Raw genomic sequence first — 19,596 nt, 5'->3', positions numbered from 1 at the left:
CGCTCAATGCACACATTTACTGTGTGTCAACCATATCGCGGTAAGCGTGCCAACTGGCATACGAAATCAGCGGCATCGCAATGATCAATCCAAGGCTAAACGGCAATAAGCCCGCGCTAATAATCACCGCAATGGTCGCCGCCCACGCCAACATCACTTTCCAGTTGATGAGAATAGCGCGAATGCTGGTATTCAATGCCGTCACCAAACTCACCTTGCGTTCCAGCAACATTGGCACCGTCGCCACGCCCGTCACGAAGGACACTACCGCAAACAACAGCCCCACCGACATAAACGACAGCGTGAACAGCCAACCCATTTTTGACCCCAGCAATGCCGCCATAAAGCCAATGTAACTGTGCTGCTCCGCTACCGCCGTATCTTGCAGAAAAATATCCAGCACAATGGAGGACATCCGCAGCCACAACAATACCAATACCCCCAACATCACCGAGTACAGGATCAAATTAACCGGGTTACGTTTTAACGCCAACGTCGATTTCAAAAAATTCACCGGATCACCGTGTTCACGCCGCAAGCTTAAATCATACAAACCCAGCGCAAGGAACGGCCCCCACAACATAAACCCCGCCGCTTCTGCCATAAAAAAACCGGGATTATTGGCAGACAACAGGCTCATGCCCACCCCCACCAGAGCGAAAACAATGCCATACAACAGGCTAGACCAAGGGTTAGCCGCAATGTCTTGCCCCCCTTGGCGTAACCACTTGGGAATAGCGGAAAATTCGACCTGACGCACGGCGTACTCAGTAAACGGCTGTTCGGTGCTAATGGTTTGCATAATTATCATTTCCTCCTTAAGTAGCCTGCATCATACGAATTCGCCACCCCCTATTCAACTAAGACCGAATCCTATGCCCCACTGTTACGGGCAAACCCGAATAAAAGTGACTTCAAACGCCTTGCACGTCCTGAGCTTCTGAATCCGGTTCGCTAAGCTAAAAGCGTTATTCATGTCGTATTGCTGGAAAATATCCAGCCCCCTATCGAGCGAGATTTTCCAGCCCGTATCGGTAACAATATGGCGGGCATGTAACGTGCCGGAACGGTCAAAGGTCCAGTGAAACTGAATACCAACCGGAAACAGTGCTGTTTGTATCTGCCTGAAAAAATCCGCCTGCTGCTCACCTTTAAACTCATCTTCCACCGTCAGCAATTCGACCTCGATTTCAGCGCTTGCCGTTTTTTTCCGCACCAGCGTTTCCATAAATTCCATCAGGTTGCGCACCTGATAAAACAGGCGGATATACGGGTCAGTCAGCGTAATTTTGCTGGCTCCCTGCACATAAGGGCCGAACAGTTCATCAAAGGATACGCCACGCTGGTTTTCCATAAAAGTCAGGTGCTGTTCTTGCAACGCAGGCACTTCAAGTGGCAAGGCATAAACAGAAGCGTCGCGCTCTTCCAAAGCAGTCACCCGAATACTGTTACCCGCCGCCCCGCTATAGCTGAAATCCACGGCGGGGTAAGTCGTGTCAATGCGGAACAACTGATCTTTGACCCGCTTACGCCCTTCCATCGCCAATTTCAGGATTTCCTCCACCTCCTCCCGACTCGCCCCGCCCTGTGGGAACAGGATTTTCATCAAGCCGGAAAAAGTCTTATTAACCGCATCCCGGTCACGGGTGGAAATGTCGCTGGAAAGGCTGAAATGCGCCTTGTACTGGTCGGAAAAATCCTGATTGCGTAAATGCCGCAACACTTCCGCCAGATAGTCGACCACAAAACCGTAGCCACTGGAAAACATCTCACCCCGGATAATGTCGACTTCCCAACCCGGTATATAACAATGCAGGCGATCCAAAAATGCTGAATCGTAGAATTTTTCCGGCAAGGCATCGAACAAATTGGAATGCTTCAGCATATGCGCCAAGCTGTGTTCGGTGTTGCCGACAAACACCATCGACGCATCCGCGCCCAAGGTTTCCACCCCGCGTGAAAACGACTTGTTCGCCATGTAGTTTTTCATAATGTCGACCAATGCTTTGTCGACCCGCTTTTGCTTACCGGCAAATTCGTCAAATGCTACCGTATCCCAATACCCCACCAGACCAATTTTGCCGCTGGCATTGTTCACAAACAGCTTGGGAACGGTGACTTCACCGCCGGAAATCAGAATGCCATGCGGGGAAAATTCCGAATAAATGTGCGATTTGCCCGTGCCCTTAGGGCCAAGTTCGATCAGGTTGTAATTGCGTTCACAAAACGGAATCAGGCGCACCAACTGAAGCAGCTTGCTACGACGACCAAAATAAGCCGGATCAAAACCGATACTCTGTATCAGCACGTCAATCCACTCATCCAGCGAAAACTGCTGGCGGGCTTCGATATACCCCGCGTAATCAAAATGCGACATCTGGATGGGTTTGAGCGCCCCCAGAATCCACGGGGAAACTTCCCGGTCGTCGCTATGCTCATATTCAATATCGGCAATGCACCAAACCCCGCCGACCAGCAGTTTCGGGTGCTGTTTCACCGTACTGGCATCCATCAGAACCTTTTTGATACCCAGATTGGAAAACTCGGCTTCGTACACATCCCGTTTGTCATTCAGCGCCACGCTTACCTTGTCGATGACCTTGTGGCGACCTTTTTCGCGGATGGTCGAGCGGATCAGCCCGGCTTCATTGCGATGCACGTAATGTTTGGCGAGGATTTCTTTAACGGTGTGGATGCCGGTTTCAATACTAGCCTCGTCACTGGTAGCGCAATACTGCCCCAACAAATATTCCAGCACGTAGGAGGGCACAATCGCATTGCCCTTAACCGTTTTCACCAGATCCTTGCGCACCACCAGTCCGGGGAAATGCGCCACGATTTTCTGGTCTAGTGGGCTGAGTGTATTGGCTGTCGTGTCTGTCATGGCATTCATCGCTTAAAAATCGAAGTCACTGGTAAACGAGCGACGCAGGGTATAGCGCATGGATTTGTACTCCTGATAATGCGTTGTACCGCTCACCAGTTCATCCAGCCGCAGGATGACCTGTTGGTTATTCGCCTGATCCGCCGCCTGCGTCAGGATGAAACGCAACTTCATTTCACGCTCACGCGGGTTATCAGCCATCAAATCCAGCAACACGTCATGCCGGTCTGAAATCAACTGGTTGGTTTCGGTATAAATGCCGCAGCGCAAGCGCCGCCCCTGCAATTTGTCCGTCACCGCTTCCGCCTGATACAGCGTCACCGCCAACTGACCGGAGGTAATTACACTGGCGCTGCTGAGGATGTCTACTGCCACCAGACGGGTATCACTTTGGCGTTTCTTATTGACCCGAATAACCGGCGTAATCACCTCCTGCAAGCTCGCGCCACCGTGCACAAAACGGCTGCCGGAACCTTGCAGGCGCAAACGCTGGATACCTTTGGGGATAAGTGATTGCCCCTCCCCCGCCAAGCCGAGTTGTTGCCGGGAAAATGCCTTCAGGCCATTGCCCCCCAACAGGTTTTCCCCCAGCAGAAAACGGCGGTCGCGGTAAGCCTCACCTGCGGTACGCACATCCAGAAAGTCACTCTCATCCAGAGGCCGGTTCTGGTACAGGAAACCGTGGTCTGCCGTGATCAGGATATTGGTGGCATTGGCATTCACCAGCTTTTTCACCAGTTGCAACAGATCGTGGAAGGTCTTTTCCACCGCTTCAAAGGCTTCACCTTCCGACTGCATCTTGTCGCCCGCGTGATCAATGCGGTTATGGTAGAAATAGATCACGTCGTGGGCTTTCAACAAATCGCGGCATTCACTGGCTGTCATCTCCAGCAAATCTTTGCCGGGTAGCGCCGCAGCCCGTTCACCCACCTGGGCTTTCAAGAGCTTGTCACGGTTGGCAGTGCCTTGGGTGGACTGCCCCAGCAAACTGACCGTAGCCGACTTGTCCGCATGGATCGTGAGTGCCGCTGGCTGATTGGCTCCCGGTAACAAGGCTGCCATGCCCAACTGGGTATAACTGGGCAAAGAGGATAACTGGTATTCCAATTCAGCGTGATAGCGGTCTTCCTGCCGGATACGGCTGACCATTTCCTCACCCGCTTCAAAACGGAAAGCATCGGAAATAATGACGTAGATTTTCTTGCCCTTGTCCAAATGCGGCTGTACCCAACGGCTGAAAAATTGCCGCTGTGGAGTGACACCCTCGACTTGCCACTGTTGCATGGCATCCACCTGCTGTTGCCAAGCATTCGCCAATAGCGGTCTTCCTGCCGGATACGGCTGACCATTTCCTCACCCGCTTCAAAACGGAAAGCATCGGAAATAATGACGTAGATTTTCTTGCCCTTGTCCAAATGCGGCTGTACCCAACGGCTGAAAAATTGCCGCTGTGGAGTGACACCCTCGACTTGCCACTGTTGCATGGCATCCACCTGCTGTTGCCAAGCATTCGCCAGTGGCAATACATAGCGATTGGTATAAAAGTTCTCGATTTGCAGCGTTAGTGAGTTCAACAACGAAGTCTGCCCGGAGACTTTGAGCGCATGAATATATTGCCGGTACAACTGATCCAGCCGGAACCAGTGGCGAGTGTAATTCTGCACCGCCACACGCGCCGAAGCCGCCACCAACTGCACCGTATCCAGCAAACTGACAAACTGGCTGGCGACTTCAATCGCGGTGTAGAGGTGCTGGTATTTGCCGTACCAGTGGCTCACGCGCCGTTGACGGCTCCACAGCGTAATATCACCCGCCGTTTCGGTGCGTTTTTCCACGGCAGCCACCAGTGCGCTCACCAGTTTCTGTTCAATCAGCTCGAATTCATCCAGTTCCAGCAAGTCACGGATACCGCGTTGCTGTAAATCAGCCTCGATTTTGAGGATAGCGGCGCAAGCGTGTGAATGCTGCTCGAACGCTTCCTGATAACTGCGGCTATCCTTCCAGCGTTTGAGGAATACCAGCGCATCACCGTTCAGTGCAGGCAGATCATGCCGCTTAAGCTCGCCAAAGGTCTGGTAGTAAGCCCAGCCGAACAGGCTGATCACAAAATCTTTCAAACTGGGGGAATCGCTGACGTAAGCGTAATGGCGTTCCAATTGTTGCCAGAAAAACGTATCCAGTTGGCAACGTTCCAGCAGTTTCATCGCTTCGTGTTTATCGCTTGCCAAGGCATCCAGCAATTGCTCGGTAATGCTGTCGATGCGCGGGTCGCCCCCGGCACACACTGCCAGCATTTTCAGGCGCACCACTCCCTGCGTATCGTCAGGGTGCAATTGCTTTTTCAGGGCGTGGCGGCGTTTGGCATTCTCGAAAAAGAAAGCGTGTTGCTCCAGCAATGGGCTGAATTCGTGGGGCAGCTCCAATTCGCCCAGCCACAGCGCCGACTGGTCAGTGCGGAATTCACCTTCCGCCAGTTGCACGTCCAACAACCAGTTATCGAGGTCATCCGGTTGCGCCCCCGCCTTGTAAAGCAGGAACGATTTTCTGGGCTGTTCGCGCAGAATGTGGTATTTCAAGCCAAATTCGTTATTGGCGATCTCCAGCTTCACGACCCCATCCAGCTCGACCGCTTCAAAGGCGTCACGCAATTCCTGTTTGCTGTCATACCAAAAGACGATGCGGTGCTTGTCGAACAGGCGACGTAATGACTGGGTAATGCGTTCACTCATGGTTTGCCCCGCTTGTTTCAGACGGGTTCAGCAGGGATCGCCCCAAGCCTGTCAGCCGATACTTTTGCAAGCGGCTCTGGGGCTTGTCGGGCTGGGTCATTTCAATCAAACCCTTTTCCAGTAATGGGGCAATGTGGCGTTTGTAATTCAGGTAAGCATTGGCAAGACCGGCAGCTTCCAGCAATTCCTGTTTGCTTTTATCTCCCCGCCGACAGGCCAGCAAGATAGCGTTGACTTGCTCACTGACTTGCTCACTGACTTGCTCACTGACTTGCTCATTATCCAAAGTTCCCTGAACAGCAAGCGCTTGCTGTAACGGCACGACAAATCGCATCCGCATCCCAATTTCCATGATTTGCAATTCCGGCAAGCCCAATTTCTCGGCTTCCTTAAAAATGCGCCGCACCCCGCTGCCCCATTGTTCCACCAGATTCAATTCACGGAATACGCGGGTAATCACAGGGTTGCGGATTTTGGAAACCCCCTGTTTCATGTCTTCAATGGTCATGCCGGGCAGCAAGATACCGGGGTTCTCGACTTCAATCCGGTCATCGAAAAACGCCACGCGGATAGGTGCGCCGCGCTGAGAATAATCGGCATGGATAATGGCGTTGATCACCACTTCCCGCAGAATGGAGAGGGGAATGCTCCAGACATCCTTACGCCGCAATTCTGAAAAGTCCGCGCCACGCATGGCATGTTTTTTCAGGAACAGCATAATGCTTTCGACCGCTTGTGGCAGCGGTTCGTCGATGTCGATATGGTCAAAAATATCGGCTTTGTCTTTGCCGATGAAACGTCCGCATTGCACCCAAGCGTCAGGGAAATGGAAGGTGCGCTGCTGCCCAAACAAGAGGATTGCCCCTTTGCTTGGCACGAGTTGCCCTTGTTCCTGTCGCAACAGTTTCAACGTCACCAGTGCTTTTTCATCTAGTTGGCGACGGCTGCCAAACAGGGCTTGAGCGGCTTTCAAATCCAGATCGTCTACCGACAAGCCGGGCATGGGCATTTCATCAAAGGCAAGACCTTCCACCGAACGGCGCAGTTCGGTGATCAGTTCGCGGTCAGCCTGCCGGTTGGTGGAGCCAAGCCGCACATACACGCCGGTTTCCGAACCTTCATTTTTCAACCAGTGCGGACGCTGCCCACTGGGGTACACTTCAACCAGCAACAGGGTTTTACCTTCTACCTCGGGCTGGGTCACGAGGGTATCAAGGAATGAAATCATGAGCGTTTCTTCCGCCGGGGTATCTCAGCCGGAGCACTGGGTTGATAGGCTTTCAAACCTTGATCGCCCGTCAATATCTCCACTTCGACCCCGGTCTGGGCATAATATTCCGCTACATCCTTGATGGTAATGTCACCCAACGACATGGCGGCAGCCGCCAATACCGGCCAGGTTTCAGCCAATAGCTTCAAATTTTCTGGCGACCACAACAGTGTCTGGTCGGAAAAAGCTGCCCACGGTGTCTGGTTTTCAGCACTTTTGCGCATCAGGTCAGCCAAGGCATCAGCGCGTTCCTTGCGGCTGTGGTTGGCTTGGGCAATGTGATTTCCGGTTTCGATGATGGTTGCCAGCGGCAAAACGAAGGTGGTGTTTGCTGCCTGTTCTTGCTGAATCTTGGCATCAACACGCGACTTGTCCCAGCGATCGTTATTTGGCCCGCAGCAGTCCATACCGGGCACATCCAGCCAGACACACAGAATGCTGGTATCAATGATCAACACTTTTCTCACTGCTGATCCTCCAGCTTCAATGCTGATTCGATCCGGCCTTCTGTGCTGAGTCTGCCCAAGCTACCCGATGCCAACAGTTTGGGGAGTTGTTGCAGGTCTTCCAGTTGTTTAAGTTCGCTGACACCGGCGACTTCATCACGGTGCGCCACGGTAATGAATGGCACCATACGTGCGCCAGCGGCATCCAGTAGCGCCGGGTTGTGCGTGGTGACGATGACATCAATATTGCGTTCCTTACCCAAGGTTTTCAGCATGTCTAGCAGTACATGGGCGCGGGATGGGTGCAAGCCGTTATCCACTTCTTCGATAACCAGCAGGCTACCCGGTTCGCGGGTTAGCAGGGCGGCAACGATTCCCAAATAGCGTAGGGTTCCATCTGACATGCCGCGTGCGTCGATTTCGTGGGTGGCGGCTTGTGACCAGCCCTCCTCACAATACAACATCGCGTCTGTTTGAAACTTACCTACCCGTTCCGTCCAAACCTTGACAATATCGCGCTCTGGCAGGACTCTCAGGTAACTTGTCAGGGTTTTCTCCACTTCGGTTTTACGAGTTGTTTCCAATCCCGCCAATACCCCGGCGATATTGGAGCCATCCGCCAACAGCTTGTCAGATAACGGGGTGTAATCACGCATGTGGCTGGGGATGGGATCGAATACGAAAATACGCTGGAGTTGCGCCAACACATGCCGCGATGCTTCCTGAACATCCTTGCGCAAGCTAAGGGTTTCTGTCTGGCTTAGCACAATGTACGAACGGCTCAAATCCACCCGTTTTCCACGCCCCTGTGTACCTGTTGAAAAATAAACAGGGATACCGAGTGTACTGGATTCTTCATGTTTCGTGTAGAAAAGCGTTTTTTCCGTCGGCTCACTGCGAGAACGGTAGGTAATCAATACCAGTTCTTCACGCAAAACTTCGGCTTTCGTACCGTTGACTTCCACGGTCAGGTGATAGCGGTAATCCTGCTTGCTGTTCGCGCCATCGGTAATCACTTCCAGCGAGAACTGTTTATTGGGTTTCAGGCAGACCCATTCCATGCCACCACGCAAGGCAGGCAAGTTTACGTCGCCACCAATCGCCTGAAAGATACCCATCCCCAGACTGACACGGTGCAGGAATGTCAGGGCATCCAGCGTGTTGGATTTACCGCTGGCGTTGGTGCCAATAATGATGGTCAGCGGGTCAATGTAGAGCGTCGCTTCGTCGAAGCTCTTCCAGTGTTTCAGTTTCAGCTCTTTAATCACGGTAGAGTTCCTTAACTTCCAAAGTCCACCCGCCAGATACCGGCGGCAATTTCAGCCAGACGTTTTTGCCGGGTTTCAATCTTGTGTTCGTCCCACGTGTCGTAATGTTCGGCAATGGCGCGGGTCAAGAGGAAAGCACTTTGTGCATACACCGAGCGTTTATTCGCATAGCCGCTATTCCCCAAACCACGGTTACGGCCTGTTTCCAGCGGCGTGATATTGCCCAGACGGTAAATGAGCCGGTCTTGTTTGGCTTCTTCAATGTGCGCCCATTCGGCATCGGGGTGTTCTGGCAGGATGTGTTCCAGATTGTAGGTGGCGCTTTCAAAATCAAAGTCCTGCCCGGACTGCTGCTTTTCCAGCTCGAACAGCACGTAACGGACAATTTTGCGGTTGCGGCTATTTGTCGTCTGCAATTCTTTCTCGGCAAACCCGGCCTTGAACTGGCGGTCATCCGGGTAAATTGCGTGCAATGCCGCCAGCACTGGGCGAAGGCTGGCATACGTACCGTCCGTTACTTTCCAGGCAATTTCGTTATACAGGCGTTCCTGCTCATTGGTTTGCAAGTTGCAGATGACGTTGTAGCGGAAGGAAATCACCGCCACCGCCCGCACAATCCGCGTGAAGGCGGCGCGTTCTATTTCAAAGAAACGCTGGTAGCAAGCCAGCAACATGGCGATGGGTTGGCGCACCTTGAACATCAGCAATTGTTCCAGTGCCTGTTTTTCCTCAGCTTGCCACTGGGCATCCTGCGGGTCACGCAAGGCGGTATACACGGCGGCATGATGATCCAGCGAGCGCAACAGTTCAAAAGCAGCTTCCCGCGTGGTAATGCGCTTGCGGATAGCTTTGAACAAATCCGCCTTGCGTACCAGCCGGTTGCGGCTGTTCCAGAACACGCGCAGGAATTCGGGGAAGCTCTCGCTGCCCAATAAGCCGACGATGCGTTCCCAGCGTTCTTCCAACGCCCGCAATTCATTTTCGTGAATGTCGGCACTGCTGACGACCGAAAACAGGTAGTTTTTCAGCAAATCGGTGGCTGACAGGCGTACCCCGCGTGCATTCAGGGTTTCAAATACCTTGAAGGCATTCAGCTCGTCGGTCACGGTAATCACCGTAAAAAACAGCTTGTCGACCAGCGTGTCAATGAACTGCGCCAGTTGTTGCCCGCTATTGTCTTCCATCCCCACCCGCGCCTTGATCCTCTCCTTGAACCAGCCAAATGCTTTGCGCAACAGGTGTTCTGAGGCATTCAGGCCACGCTGCGGCAAGCGTTCCAGCGTCACCAGATAGGTTTGGTAAAAGCGGTTATTGTGGCGGTTCAGCTCCAGCTTGGAACGGGGGACGAGTGTTACCGGGTCAACATAACCCACGTAGCTGTTTTGTAACTGCGCCTTGCGCTGGCTATTGTTGGCGGCATCCTTGCCTGCGGCTGCCAGATCTTGCAAATGCCCCAGCCCTGCCAGAATCATAATGCTCAGGGTAGTGATGCGTTGCTGCCCGTCGATAATCTCGAAATGCTTATTGTCGGCGGATTGCAGCACCAGATAGCCCATGTAATGCGCCGCTTCGCCCTCTTCCTCAAACAGCCCGACCATATCCTGCCACAGGTCATCCCATTCATCGTCTGCCCATGAGTAATCGCGCTGGAACGGCGGCACACGGTAGCGTAGCCCGTTGCCCAGCAATTGGCGGAAAGTCGCATTGGTGGTGTTGAAGTTCATGCTCATTCAGACCTCCGGTTAACTGTCTTAAGCATACGCCATCCTGTCAGGTAAGACCCAAGAAACCCCTCCTAACCTCCCCTTGTCAGGGGAGGGACAGGAAGTAGACGCGGCGATCTTACTCCCTTCCCTGATAAGGGGAGGGTTGGGGAGGGGTTTCATCATCATCAACTCAACCCCGCCACACTCTTCAACGCCTTCCCCAACTTCGGGTAATTCACTTTCACCCCGTCGTCCAGATCCAGCGCGATTTGGCGGGTAGCCAATGGGTAGAGCGTATCACGTTCGTAATCGTTGATTTCCGCGAGTGCTTGGTCAATTTTGGCGGTGGCTTTGAGGGCTTTGGTTTTTTCGCCCTGATTTTCTTTGGTGTCGGAGCGGATGCCGACCTGTTCGAGGGCTTGTTTGCGGGCGGTCAGTTTGGTGCGGAATTCGCGCAGGTAGTCGTTGAGGACGATGCTGGCGGTGTCCGGCTGGTAGCGGTGCAGGTAGATCAGGGCGTTGAACGTGCCTTTGGGGCTGCTGAATAGCCAGTAGATCGGGCGTTTTTTGTAGCGTTTGACGTGATCGGCGTAGAAATCCTTGAGGAAGTATTTGCGCACGTCTTTGCCGAGCGCGTCTTCGATGAATTTGAGGTTGGCTTGGTAATTTTCTGCGCCGAGGGTGATTTTGAGGAAGTGTTTGAAGCGTTCGGCGATGTCGTCCTCGAACCAGTCGCCGTCGAAGTCGATCAGGGGGATGACGTTGTCCGCGTCGGGGGTGAAGCGCGGTTGCGGGATTTTGGCGAGGTAGTGTTGCAGGGTGTCGCCTTGGTTGGCGAGGATCAGGCCGGATTGGTCGATGCTGTAACGCCCGAACATGCAGCCGACGGCGTAGCTGAGGAATTCTGCCATCGTGTCGGCTTTTAGTTGGGTTTCGAGTTCGGCTTCGGTTTTGTTGCCGCCGTAGCGGTAGTGGGGGTTACAGGTCAGGGTGATTTCGTTGAGGGGTACGTCGGGGGTGAGTTCGTCTTGCAGGCCATAGGCTTCGATGAAGATACGGTTGTTTTCGACTTCCAGCCGTTGCATTTCCAGCGTCATGGCTTGCCAATGCTGACGCAGGTTTTTGTAGATTGTTGCCAGTGGAGAAGAAACCCCTCCTAACCTCCCCTTATCAGGGGAGGAACAAGAAGCCGCCTCCTCACTCTTGCTCCCTTCCCTGATAAGGGGAGGGCTGGGGAGGGGTTTCTTCTCGGTCTCCGCCTCATAATCCGCCGTCAACAACGGCAACCCCGCAAAATCCCAAGAAGTCTCAAACGAATCCCAATCTTCTCTAGCGCTCTTTTTTAAGAACTTTGAATTTTTTGCTAATAACAACTCTTCTGATATATCTTTTTTAAGTGGCAGCAATGAAATGTGACCACTTTGAAAATCCATAGTAGGTGCTAAAACCTTCAAGAGTTCATAAGCGATCTTGCTATTTAAGAAAGCGAGCAAAACATCTTCATTAATATTTTTAACAAAGATACATGGCCCAGTAGATTCAAATATATGACCTTCATCAAAGTACCTGAATGCAGTTTTTGAACTAGAAATTCTAGTCCAAGTCAAGCCAGATTTAAAATAATTCCTTGCATTACGCAAGTTGGATTTACTACTGTTCTTTAGTTCTTTACCATCATTCTCCCAATTTATTTGATATTCATTAGACATTATCTATAAAAAACTGAAATATATAAATAATAATTATCAATGGCAAGATACACAGCCAGAGTGTAAATTCCTGACAGTAATAATAGCCTAGAGTAGGGACTAACGGCATGGCGGAGTACAGCTTTAACGCATTGAAATCCAATGAAAAGGCATTTGTTGCCATGACCAGTCTCAACGTTAAGGAGTTTTTGGGTTTGCTCGAACGGTTCAGTGCAGCTTACCAAACTGACCTACACGCCCGGGGCAAACGTGTTGATGAGACGCGGGGTCGTTCTGATGGGAAACTGGCATTAATAGAAGACAAACTGTTTTTCATTCTGTTTTACCTGAAGACCTATCCTTTGAGCGACTTGCAAAATCCGACAAACTGAGTTGCTCAATTTTCAGCATTGACCGAACGCCGCATATTCAGCCGATTTTTTACTCAATTTGACCAACGAAACCTGAGCTTTTTCAGTTTTACCGTAACTTTTGCTAAATTTCACCCATACCGATGCGACTGCTCCTGTTTTTCAGTCAGTCTTCCCGTGTTTTTTCAAACCCAGTCGCTTTATAACAAGACACGCATCAGTTGATCAGCACTCAACACCAAAATCCCAAACATCAAGTGGCTGTAAACTTTTTGCGCACCTTGCACCCACACATTCCGACCACCAAATTCATCCTTCAGGCGGGCATTGGTTCGTTCTACGGTGCTGCGAATTTTGTAACGCTCGGCATCAGCAGGTTCAAACGCTTCTTTCTGTCCGCCGCGAGGATTGTGATCAATCAGAGGGACATGCCCCAGATGACGGCTGTATTCGTGCAAATCAGCACTGCAATAGGCCGCATCCATCAGGTCGTAGAGACTGGTGACACGTTGGGCACTGATTTGAGAGAGTGGGATGGCTGCCCCGCTGTCGTGAAAGGAGGCGGAAGACAGAATGGCTGCTATCGGGACACCACAATCGGCGGTATCGATATGCAGTTTGTAGCCGTTCCAACTGTGCTTGTAGCCTTGGGCATTCTTCTTCGTCCCCCGGTTACACTGAACCGGTATCTCATCGAGTGCTTGCTGAAGTGACTGTTCCCGTTGGCGCTGAATCCGTGTTTGCCCTTGTTTTTTCTTTGGCTTTTCCTCGGCAACAGGCCGTTCACGTGCCTTAGGGCAATCGCTTGAATAATCGCCTTACTTACATGACTTGCTCCAGCAGTTGTGCCAGATAGTCAGTTGACCACCCTGCCTGTTTACGACGGACTTTGAGGCTATGTTTGTTGGTTTTGTCATTGCGCAGCAGGTTAGTACCCATGTGGCGCAGGATGGCGAGATTATGTGCGCCATGGTTGCTACGGTTTCTCGCCAAATCTTCCCGCATCAGGACATCCAGCACCCAATGCAACTTGTTTTCGATTGCCCAGTGGGAGCGGACGGCATATTGTGCGGCCTTGGCGATCATCGCCAGTGAACAGATGTAGTGGCGGATGGAATAGGTTGATTTTCCTGCTTTTTCGACCCAGGACTCGATACAGATGATGCTGGCAAGTCCTGCCCATTCCTGCCGTTGTTCCAACCAAGCAACATCGGTGCAAATGCGGCAACGGCGGGTTTCGAGCCGCCCGTGGTCTTTTTCCACCTGGGTGTCTTCATCCAGCACATAACCGGCAGGCGGCTTTTCGAAAAACAGGGCGATGTCTTCTGCTAACGTTTTCTGATTGTCTTTGACTGCCAGTAGGTAATCACCGCCTGCTTCCACGATTTGCTTGGCGATGGCCTTTTGTGTCCCCATCGCATCAATGGTGATCAAGCAGCCTTCAATGTCGAGCTTGCGTAGCAAGGCGGGGATGGCAGTGATTTCATTGGATTTCTGGTCGGTGGCTTCCTGCCCCAGCACTAGATTTTGCTGGTTTGCCCACGCTGACACCAGGTGCAGAGGGTTCTGCCCGTTGCCACCACTGCGCCGTGAGGTTTTGCCGTCAATGTTCAATAGGTCAGCCTCCCCTGCGGACAGGCTGTTTGTCCAACGGATAAACAGTTCCGAAAACAGCTTAGCATTCAGCGCGTTGAACACGTCACTCACCGTGTCATGGCTGGGAAAGCCCCGTGCATAGGGATAATAGCGGCGCAGGAAATCCGCGTTTAGCTTTGCCCAGCGCACCATTTCCACCACATCGTCTGCCCCTGCTAAGCTGCCTGCCAAACCCAGCAATAGGATTTCAGGTAGGGGGTAGAGAACTTTGGCTTGCTGGCGTGGGTCTTCTAAAACTGACAACTGTTCCAGTAGGCGGCTGATAGCGCTGGACGGCAAGTTCGGCATCGGTTTTGTCCTTTCGGGAAAAACCTTATTTATGCATGTTTTGCAACCAAACTTTCAAGCGATTGCCCTGTCACGTGCCTCAATGGCTGTTGAATCCCGACACAGGTGGCCGATCAGCGCATCGCCCAAATACGTTTTCACCAACGTTTCATGCACACGTTCCGCTAAACGCTGTTCAGCAAATTCAGCGAAGGCACGTGAAAAGGTGGATTCGGAAGGCAGTTTCTTGGTCAGGGGAAACCCGCAGATGCGTCGCAGGGAGCGATCGTTTTGCAGCCGGTCAATGAGTGCTCGCGTATTGACAATATTGAGCACGCTTTTGGCGACAAAAGCATTGGCAAACCAAGATCGCTCCGTCGCTGGCCGTCCAGACCCATCACGAAAAGAGCGCACAAAATCTTCAATGCGCGTCAGCTCCAGTACGTGAATGAGCTTTTCAAGCTTGGGGGTCAATGTGCCAAAGGCATCATTGAAGCAAGGCAGTATTTCAATTTGCAGCAAACTCCAGCGTTGTGCAATCAGGGCGCGTTCGGTAGAATTCATAGCGTGGGCTTAATGGTTGTTTTGATGCTTCTATTATCGCCGAAAACGGCAGCCCACACTTCTTTTTTCCTTCAGATGAAGGAAGGTTCACGCTGAAAATGTAATTTTGCAAGTGGCTCATAATGTTTCAAGCAATGTAGCCAAACCTATCAATCCCAAAAAGACGAAAAAACCCTTCAGCATCAACATCCAATTAACACTTGCCAACGGGGTAATCACACTGGTGAAGTGACGTTGATGCAAAAAACGCACTGTCAGAAATACCCCAGCCAACATGGAAAATAAAGTAAAATTAATACCCAAATAAGGCCACAAGCTATCAATGCCTTCAAATTTCAGCGTATCCAAATTTACATTAGTCGCGGGGTTATTATCTCCCAAGATAAACATGATCATAATGCCTAAGGGAATAGCACCTAATACCTGCCAGAAAATAGCAATGACAACCAAACCCAGCGCATAGCGCCACCAATGATTTTTGCCCAGACTGGCTAGGCTTAGATAATATATATTCACTTATTTTTCCTTAATTTTGTCATTCACATGATACATAATCATGTGATTGTAGCTTATATTTTGCATTGCATCGGTGTTAACAGACAATCATAATCAGGACGAATAGCTCTAAGAAACCGACCTGCTTACCGCTCCACGTTTAATGATTCGCTAAAAAGGCTCAATGTTTATATGTTGCAGTATGTCTTCAAACGCCTGCTCGGTGCGCTGCCCACCTTATTGGTCATCATCACCTTGGCATTTTTTCTGATTCGCTTGGCACCGGGCGGGCCATTTGATACTGAACGCCCTATTCCACCAGAAATTGCGGCGAATATTGAACGTGCCTACCACCTTGATCAACCCCTGCCCGTGCAATATGGTTATTACTTGCTTAATGTGTTACAGGGTGATTTTGGCCCATCGTTCAAATACAAAGATCACAGCGTTAGCGCATTAATTGCAGAGGGTTTCCCCGTATCGCTGCAACTGGGGGTATTGGCGATGTTATTGGCATTATTGATCGGGCTTCCGGCAGGGATACTGGCTGCTTTGCATCAAAACCGCCCGCTGGATCATGCTGTGATGGCAGTCGCCATGACCGGCATTACAGTACCCAATTTTGTCATGGCTCCCTTATTAGCGCTGGTCTTTGGGGTGTTTTTGCACTGGTTGCCGGTAGCGGGGTGGGATGCAGGTTGGAAATCAGCCGTATTACCCGTCATTGCCTTGGCCTTACCACAAGTTGCTTATGCAGCGCGGCTAATGCGGGCGAGTATGTTGGAAACACTGTCTAGCGCACATATCCGCACCGCATTTGCCAAAGGTCTACCCATGCGGCTCATTTTGTGGCGGCATGTGCTAAAGGGCGCGTTATTGCCTGTGCTATCTTGGCTAGGGCCTGCGACCGCTGCCATTATTACCGGCTCGGTGGTGATTGAACAGATATTTGGCATTCCGGGTATTGGGCGACACTTCGTACAAGGTGCATTAAACCGTGATTACACCTTGGTCATGGGGGTGGTAGTGTTTTATGGCGCGTTGATTATTCTGATGAATTTATTGGTCGATGTGATTTACGGGCTAATGGATCCAAGGGTGCGTTATGACTAAGCCGCTCAACCAAGGGTTGTGGAACAAAGCCTTACGGCGTTTACGGCGCAATAAAATGGCAGTAGGCAGTGCGGTGGTGTTGCTCGCGATTGGCTTGTTGTGCGTGTTGGGGCCGTTGTTTAGCCCACACCCTTACGATGAGATTTACTGGGACAGTATGGGTATTCCCCCCAATGCGGAACAAGGATTCTGGTTTGGTACGGATGCCAATGGGCGTGATTTGTTCGTGCGTACCCTGATTGGGGGGCAAATTTCGCTGATGGTCGGCTTAGCTGCCACCGCCGTGAGTTTATTGATCGGGGTATTGTATGGCGCAACCGCAGGCTATCTGGGTGGACGTACCGATGCCCTGATGATGCGCTTGGTGGATGTGCTGTATGCCCTGCCCTTTATGTTTTTTGTGATTTTGTTAATGGTGTATTTTGGACGCAGCATCTTCCTCATTTTCGTGGCAATTGGGGCAGTAGAGTGGCTTACCATGGCACGGATTGTACGCGGACAAGCGTTGTCGTTAAAAGGGCGGGCGTTTGTGGAAGCCGCACGGGTATGTGGCGTGAGCCATTTCGGGATTATCCGGCGTCATATTGTGCCAAATACCTTGGGATCAGTGATCGTGTATGCCACCCTAACCGTGCCGCAGGTGATTTTGTTTGAATCGTTCCTCAGCTTTTTAGGGCTGGGGGTACAGGAACCCTTGACCAGTTGGGGCGTATTGATTGCGGAAGGAGCCGCGCAAATGGAAACCGCGCCGTGGATGTTGCTATTCCCTGCGGGATTCCTGGCAGTGACGCTATTTTGCCTCAATTTTCTGGGGGATGGGCTGCGGGATGCCTTGGATCCGAAAAGCACCTAATCGCGTCATGCCTCACTTTCCAGTATGATTCCCCCTTTTGCTTAGCCAAGGATTCCACGCATGGATACCCCCATCCGCATGACCGAATACAGCCACGGCTCAGGCTGTGGTTGTAAAATCGCCCCCGCTGTTCTCGATGTGATCTTGCACAGCCAATTACCGCCAGATGTCTGCGATGCCCTGCTGGTTGGCAACAGTTCCCGTGATGATGCTGCCGTTTACGATCTGGGCAATGGCACTGCCGTCATCAGCACCACCGATTTTTTCATGCCAATTGTGGATGACCCGTTCACGTTTGGGCGCATTGCCGCCACCAATGCCATCAGCGACGTGTACGCCATGGGTGGCAAGCCTATTATGGCGATTGCAATTTTTGGCTGGCCGCTCGACAAATTGCCACCAGAAGTGGGGCGTGAAGTGGTTGAAGGTGGGCGCAAAGCTTGTCAGGATGCCGGTATTCCCCTCGCAGGCGGTCACAGCATTGACGCACCCGAACCCATTTTCGGCTTGGCGGTCACGGGCATTGTGCAAACCCGCCACCTCAAGCAAAACAGCACCGCACAAGCCGGTTGCAAGCTGTACCTCACTAAACCACTCGGTATTGGTATTCTCACTACCGCACAAAAACGCAAAGTGCTCCTACCGGAGCACCGCAATCTCGCCATTGACACCATGTGCCAACTGAACAGCATCGGCGCACAATTTGGCGAAATGTCGGCCGTCACTGCCCTGACCGATGTCACTGGCTTCGGGCTGGGCGGGCATTTGCGCGAAATGTGCGAAGGCAGTGGCTTGCAAGCCGTCATCCAGTTCGCCCAAGTGCCAGTGCTGCCACACATTTCGCACTATCTGGAACTCGATTGCTCACCGGGTGGGGCGCAACGCAATTTCGACAGCTACGGCTACGCACTCGGTGCAATGACAGAACGTCAGCGGCAAATCCTCTGCGACCCGCAAACCAGCGGCGGCTTGCTGGTCGCGGTTGCGCCTGAAGGGGAGATAGAGTTCTTAGCCGTGAGCCGACAGGCTGGCATGAACTTACAACCCATCGGCTACTTGCGCGAACCTGTGGCAGATAGCGCCCTGATTACGGTGGAGTAATTCATGTCACTGCGCAACGCTGGTAACGATTTACCTGTCATCGACGACTTGCTGCACTTGTTTTTGCAAAACGTGCCGTTGTTAGATGTACGTGCCCCCGTAGAATTCCACGAAGGTGCTTTCCCATGCAGCACCAACTTGCCATTGATGGATGATGACGATCGTGTCGAAATTGGTACACGTTACAAACAACAAGGGCAAGATGCCGCGATTGCATTAGGCTTGCAGCGGGTTAGTGGTGAAATTAAAGCGGCACGGGTTACAGCTTGGCAACACTTTGCCGACAAATACCCTGAAGGTGTGTTGTATTGTTTTCGGGGTGGCTTGCGTTCACGGACTTCCCAACAATGGCTGTATGAACAAACCGGCATTCGCTACCCGCGTGTCCAGGGCGGTTACAAAGCCATGCGGCGCTTTTTGTTGGAACAATTGGAAAGCTTGCCCCGCAAAATCAGCCCCATCATCCTGAGTGGGCGCACAGGTTCAGGGAAAACACGCTTTCTACGTGACTTGCAACAGCAAATTGACTTAGAAGCCTGCGCAAATCACCGTGGTTCAGCATTTGGCACACAACCTACACCGCAACCCTCACAAATCAGTTTTGAGAATAATCTCGCTATCCAATTACTGCGCAAGTGTCATCAAGGGCAAACCACTCTGGTATTTGAAGATGAAAGCCGTACCATTGGCTCGTTGCATCTACCCGACACCTTTTTTGAGACTTTGCTCAATGCGCCGCTTGTATTAATGCAAGTGCCTGATGAAGAACGGGTAGAAATCAGCTATCAAGAATACGTCGTGGATAACCTTGCCGCCTTTACCGCCGTACACAGCGGTGATGCACAAGCGGGCTTTGCCGCATTCAGTGCTTATCTGCTGGGTAGTTTGGCGAAGGTGCAACGCCGCTTAGGGGGGGTACGTTACCAACAAGCGCGGGAAATGATGGAGCGTGCTTTGCAACAACAAGCGCGTGATCAGTCGACTACCGCGCATTACGATTGGGTGCGTTTCATTTTGCTGGATTACTACGATCCGATGTACGATTACCAGATCAGTAAGAAGCAGGATAGGCTGGTATTTACGGGTTCACCAGCCGAGGTTCGCGACTATTTGCGTGCTCAAGGAATTAGCTAGTTGTCTTGTACCAGCAGGATAAGTTTACCGACAGATTCTTTGGATTAAATT

The 19,596-nt window shown here is 51.8% G+C and carries 15 protein-coding genes and 3 pseudogenes; 5 read left to right on the top strand and 13 right to left on the bottom strand.

Annotated features, from left to right (window positions below; genetic code table 11):
* Positions 1-16: 16 nt before the first annotated feature.
* The 9 genes and pseudogenes from QJT81_07710 to QJT81_07670 all read right to left on the bottom strand — a co-directional run bounded on the left by QJT81_07710 (position 17) and on the right by QJT81_07670 (position 11,583).
* A complete protein-coding gene (locus tag QJT81_07710) occupies positions 17-802 on the bottom strand; it encodes a DUF2189 domain-containing protein (GenBank protein WGZ95858.1) in 786 nt (261 codons plus the stop codon).
* A gap of 84 nt (positions 803-886) precedes the next feature.
* Positions 887-2,884 (bottom strand): BREX system Lon protease-like protein BrxL, encoded by a 1,998-nt coding sequence (brxL, locus tag QJT81_07705; protein ID WGZ95857.1) that lies wholly within the window; start codon positions 2,882-2,884, stop codon positions 887-889.
* Between the two features lie 12 nt (positions 2,885-2,896).
* On the bottom strand, positions 2,897-4,168 hold the full coding sequence (gene pglZ, locus QJT81_07700) for a BREX-1 system phosphatase PglZ type A (GenBank protein WGZ95856.1): 1,272 nt from the start codon (positions 4,166-4,168) through the stop codon (positions 2,897-2,899).
* 305 nt (positions 4,169-4,473) lie between these two features.
* Positions 4,474-5,613, bottom strand: a pseudogene (pglZ, locus tag QJT81_07695) (BREX-1 system phosphatase PglZ type A).
* A complete protein-coding gene (locus QJT81_07690; GenBank protein ID WGZ95855.1) occupies positions 5,606-6,817 on the bottom strand; it encodes an ATP-binding protein in 1,212 nt (403 codons plus the stop codon). The pseudogene pglZ (QJT81_07695) and the gene QJT81_07690 overlap by 8 nt, the downstream one beginning before the upstream one ends.
* A 20-nt stretch (positions 6,818-6,837) precedes the next feature.
* Positions 6,838-7,341, bottom strand: a complete 504-nt coding sequence (locus tag QJT81_07685; GenBank protein WGZ95854.1) for a hypothetical protein — start codon at positions 7,339-7,341, stop codon at positions 6,838-6,840.
* A gap of 5 nt (positions 7,342-7,346) precedes the next feature.
* Positions 7,347-8,597 (bottom strand): AAA family ATPase, encoded by a 1,251-nt coding sequence (locus QJT81_07680; protein WGZ95853.1) that lies wholly within the window; start codon positions 8,595-8,597, stop codon positions 7,347-7,349.
* Between the two features lie 11 nt (positions 8,598-8,608).
* Positions 8,609-10,327 (bottom strand): DUF262 domain-containing HNH endonuclease family protein, encoded by a 1,719-nt coding sequence (locus QJT81_07675; protein ID WGZ95852.1) that lies wholly within the window; start codon positions 10,325-10,327, stop codon positions 8,609-8,611.
* 161 nt (positions 10,328-10,488) lie between these two features.
* Positions 10,489-11,583, bottom strand: coding sequence for a hypothetical protein (locus QJT81_07670; GenBank protein WGZ95851.1), 1,095 nt, complete (start codon positions 11,581-11,583; stop codon positions 10,489-10,491).
* A gap of 536 nt (positions 11,584-12,119) precedes the next feature.
* On the opposite strand from QJT81_07670, the gene QJT81_07665 reads away from it, so the two are divergent.
* The gene (locus tag QJT81_07665) at positions 12,120-12,383 is read left to right on the top strand and encodes a hypothetical protein (GenBank protein WGZ95850.1); all 264 of its coding nucleotides are present in this window, start codon (positions 12,120-12,122) and stop codon (positions 12,381-12,383) included.
* Between the two features lie 179 nt (positions 12,384-12,562).
* Here QJT81_07665 and QJT81_07660 read toward each other — a convergent pair.
* The 4 genes and pseudogenes from QJT81_07660 to QJT81_07645 form a co-directional block, all read right to left on the bottom strand.
* Positions 12,563-13,096, bottom strand: a pseudogene (locus QJT81_07660) (transposase).
* Positions 13,097-13,184: 88 nt separating this feature from the next.
* Entirely contained in the window at positions 13,185-14,306 is a 1,122-nt protein-coding gene (locus QJT81_07655; GenBank protein WGZ95849.1) for an ISAs1 family transposase, read from the bottom strand.
* Positions 14,307-14,372: 66 nt separating this feature from the next.
* Positions 14,373-14,849, bottom strand: a pseudogene (locus QJT81_07650) (transposase).
* 117 nt (positions 14,850-14,966) lie between these two features.
* Complete coding sequence (locus tag QJT81_07645) at positions 14,967-15,365, bottom strand: hypothetical protein (protein ID WGZ95848.1); 399 nt, start codon at positions 15,363-15,365, stop codon at positions 14,967-14,969.
* Positions 15,366-15,536: 171 nt separating this feature from the next.
* Here QJT81_07645 and oppB point away from each other — a divergent pair, with 171 nt between their 5' ends.
* From oppB to mnmH, 4 genes are read left to right on the top strand one after another with little or no spacing between them, the layout of a single operon-like run.
* Entirely contained in the window at positions 15,537-16,457 is a 921-nt protein-coding gene (gene oppB, locus QJT81_07640) for an oligopeptide ABC transporter permease OppB (protein ID WGZ95847.1), read from the top strand.
* Positions 16,450-17,310, top strand: a complete 861-nt coding sequence (locus QJT81_07635; GenBank protein WGZ95846.1) for an ABC transporter permease subunit — start codon at positions 16,450-16,452, stop codon at positions 17,308-17,310. Before oppB ends, QJT81_07635 begins: the two co-directional genes overlap by 8 nt.
* A 60-nt stretch (positions 17,311-17,370) precedes the next feature.
* On the top strand, positions 17,371-18,411 hold the full coding sequence (selD, locus tag QJT81_07630; GenBank protein ID WGZ95845.1) for a selenide, water dikinase SelD: 1,041 nt from the start codon (positions 17,371-17,373) through the stop codon (positions 18,409-18,411).
* Positions 18,412-18,414: 3 nt separating this feature from the next.
* A complete protein-coding gene (mnmH, locus tag QJT81_07625; GenBank protein WGZ95844.1) occupies positions 18,415-19,545 on the top strand; it encodes a tRNA 2-selenouridine(34) synthase MnmH in 1,131 nt (376 codons plus the stop codon).
* Positions 19,546-19,596 lie beyond the last annotated feature (51 nt).

Origin of the sequence: Candidatus Thiothrix putei (assembly GCA_029972225.1) — a bacterium.
Lineage (GTDB): Bacteria > Pseudomonadota > Gammaproteobacteria > Thiotrichales > Thiotrichaceae > Thiothrix > Thiothrix putei.
The sequence above is the reverse complement of the archived record's forward strand: the minus strand, read 5'-3'. Positions and strand labels throughout refer to the sequence as shown.

Bases quoted from the DNA above. Each gene is read 5' to 3' on its own strand.
- oppB (WGZ95847.1), top strand. From the start codon at position 15,537: ATGTTGCAGTATGTCTTCAAACGCCTGCTCGGTGCGCTGCCCACCTTA.
- QJT81_07710 (WGZ95858.1), bottom strand. From the start codon at position 802: ATGCAAACCATTAGCACCGAACAGCCGTTTACTGAGTACGCCGTGCGT.
- pglZ (WGZ95856.1), bottom strand. From the start codon at position 4,168: ATGCAACAGTGGCAAGTCGAGGGTGTCACTCCACAGCGGCAATTTTTC.
- selD (WGZ95845.1), top strand. From the start codon at position 17,371: ATGGATACCCCCATCCGCATGACCGAATACAGCCACGGCTCAGGCTGT.
- mnmH (WGZ95844.1), top strand. From the start codon at position 18,415: ATGTCACTGCGCAACGCTGGTAACGATTTACCTGTCATCGACGACTTG.
- brxL (WGZ95857.1), bottom strand. From the start codon at position 2,884: ATGACAGACACGACAGCCAATACACTCAGCCCACTAGACCAGAAAATC.
- QJT81_07675 (WGZ95852.1), bottom strand. From the start codon at position 10,327: ATGAGCATGAACTTCAACACCACCAATGCGACTTTCCGCCAATTGCTG.
- QJT81_07635 (WGZ95846.1), top strand. From the start codon at position 16,450: ATGACTAAGCCGCTCAACCAAGGGTTGTGGAACAAAGCCTTACGGCGT.
- QJT81_07665 (WGZ95850.1), top strand. From the start codon at position 12,120: ATGGCGGAGTACAGCTTTAACGCATTGAAATCCAATGAAAAGGCATTT.
- QJT81_07655 (WGZ95849.1), bottom strand. From the start codon at position 14,306: ATGCCGAACTTGCCGTCCAGCGCTATCAGCCGCCTACTGGAACAGTTG.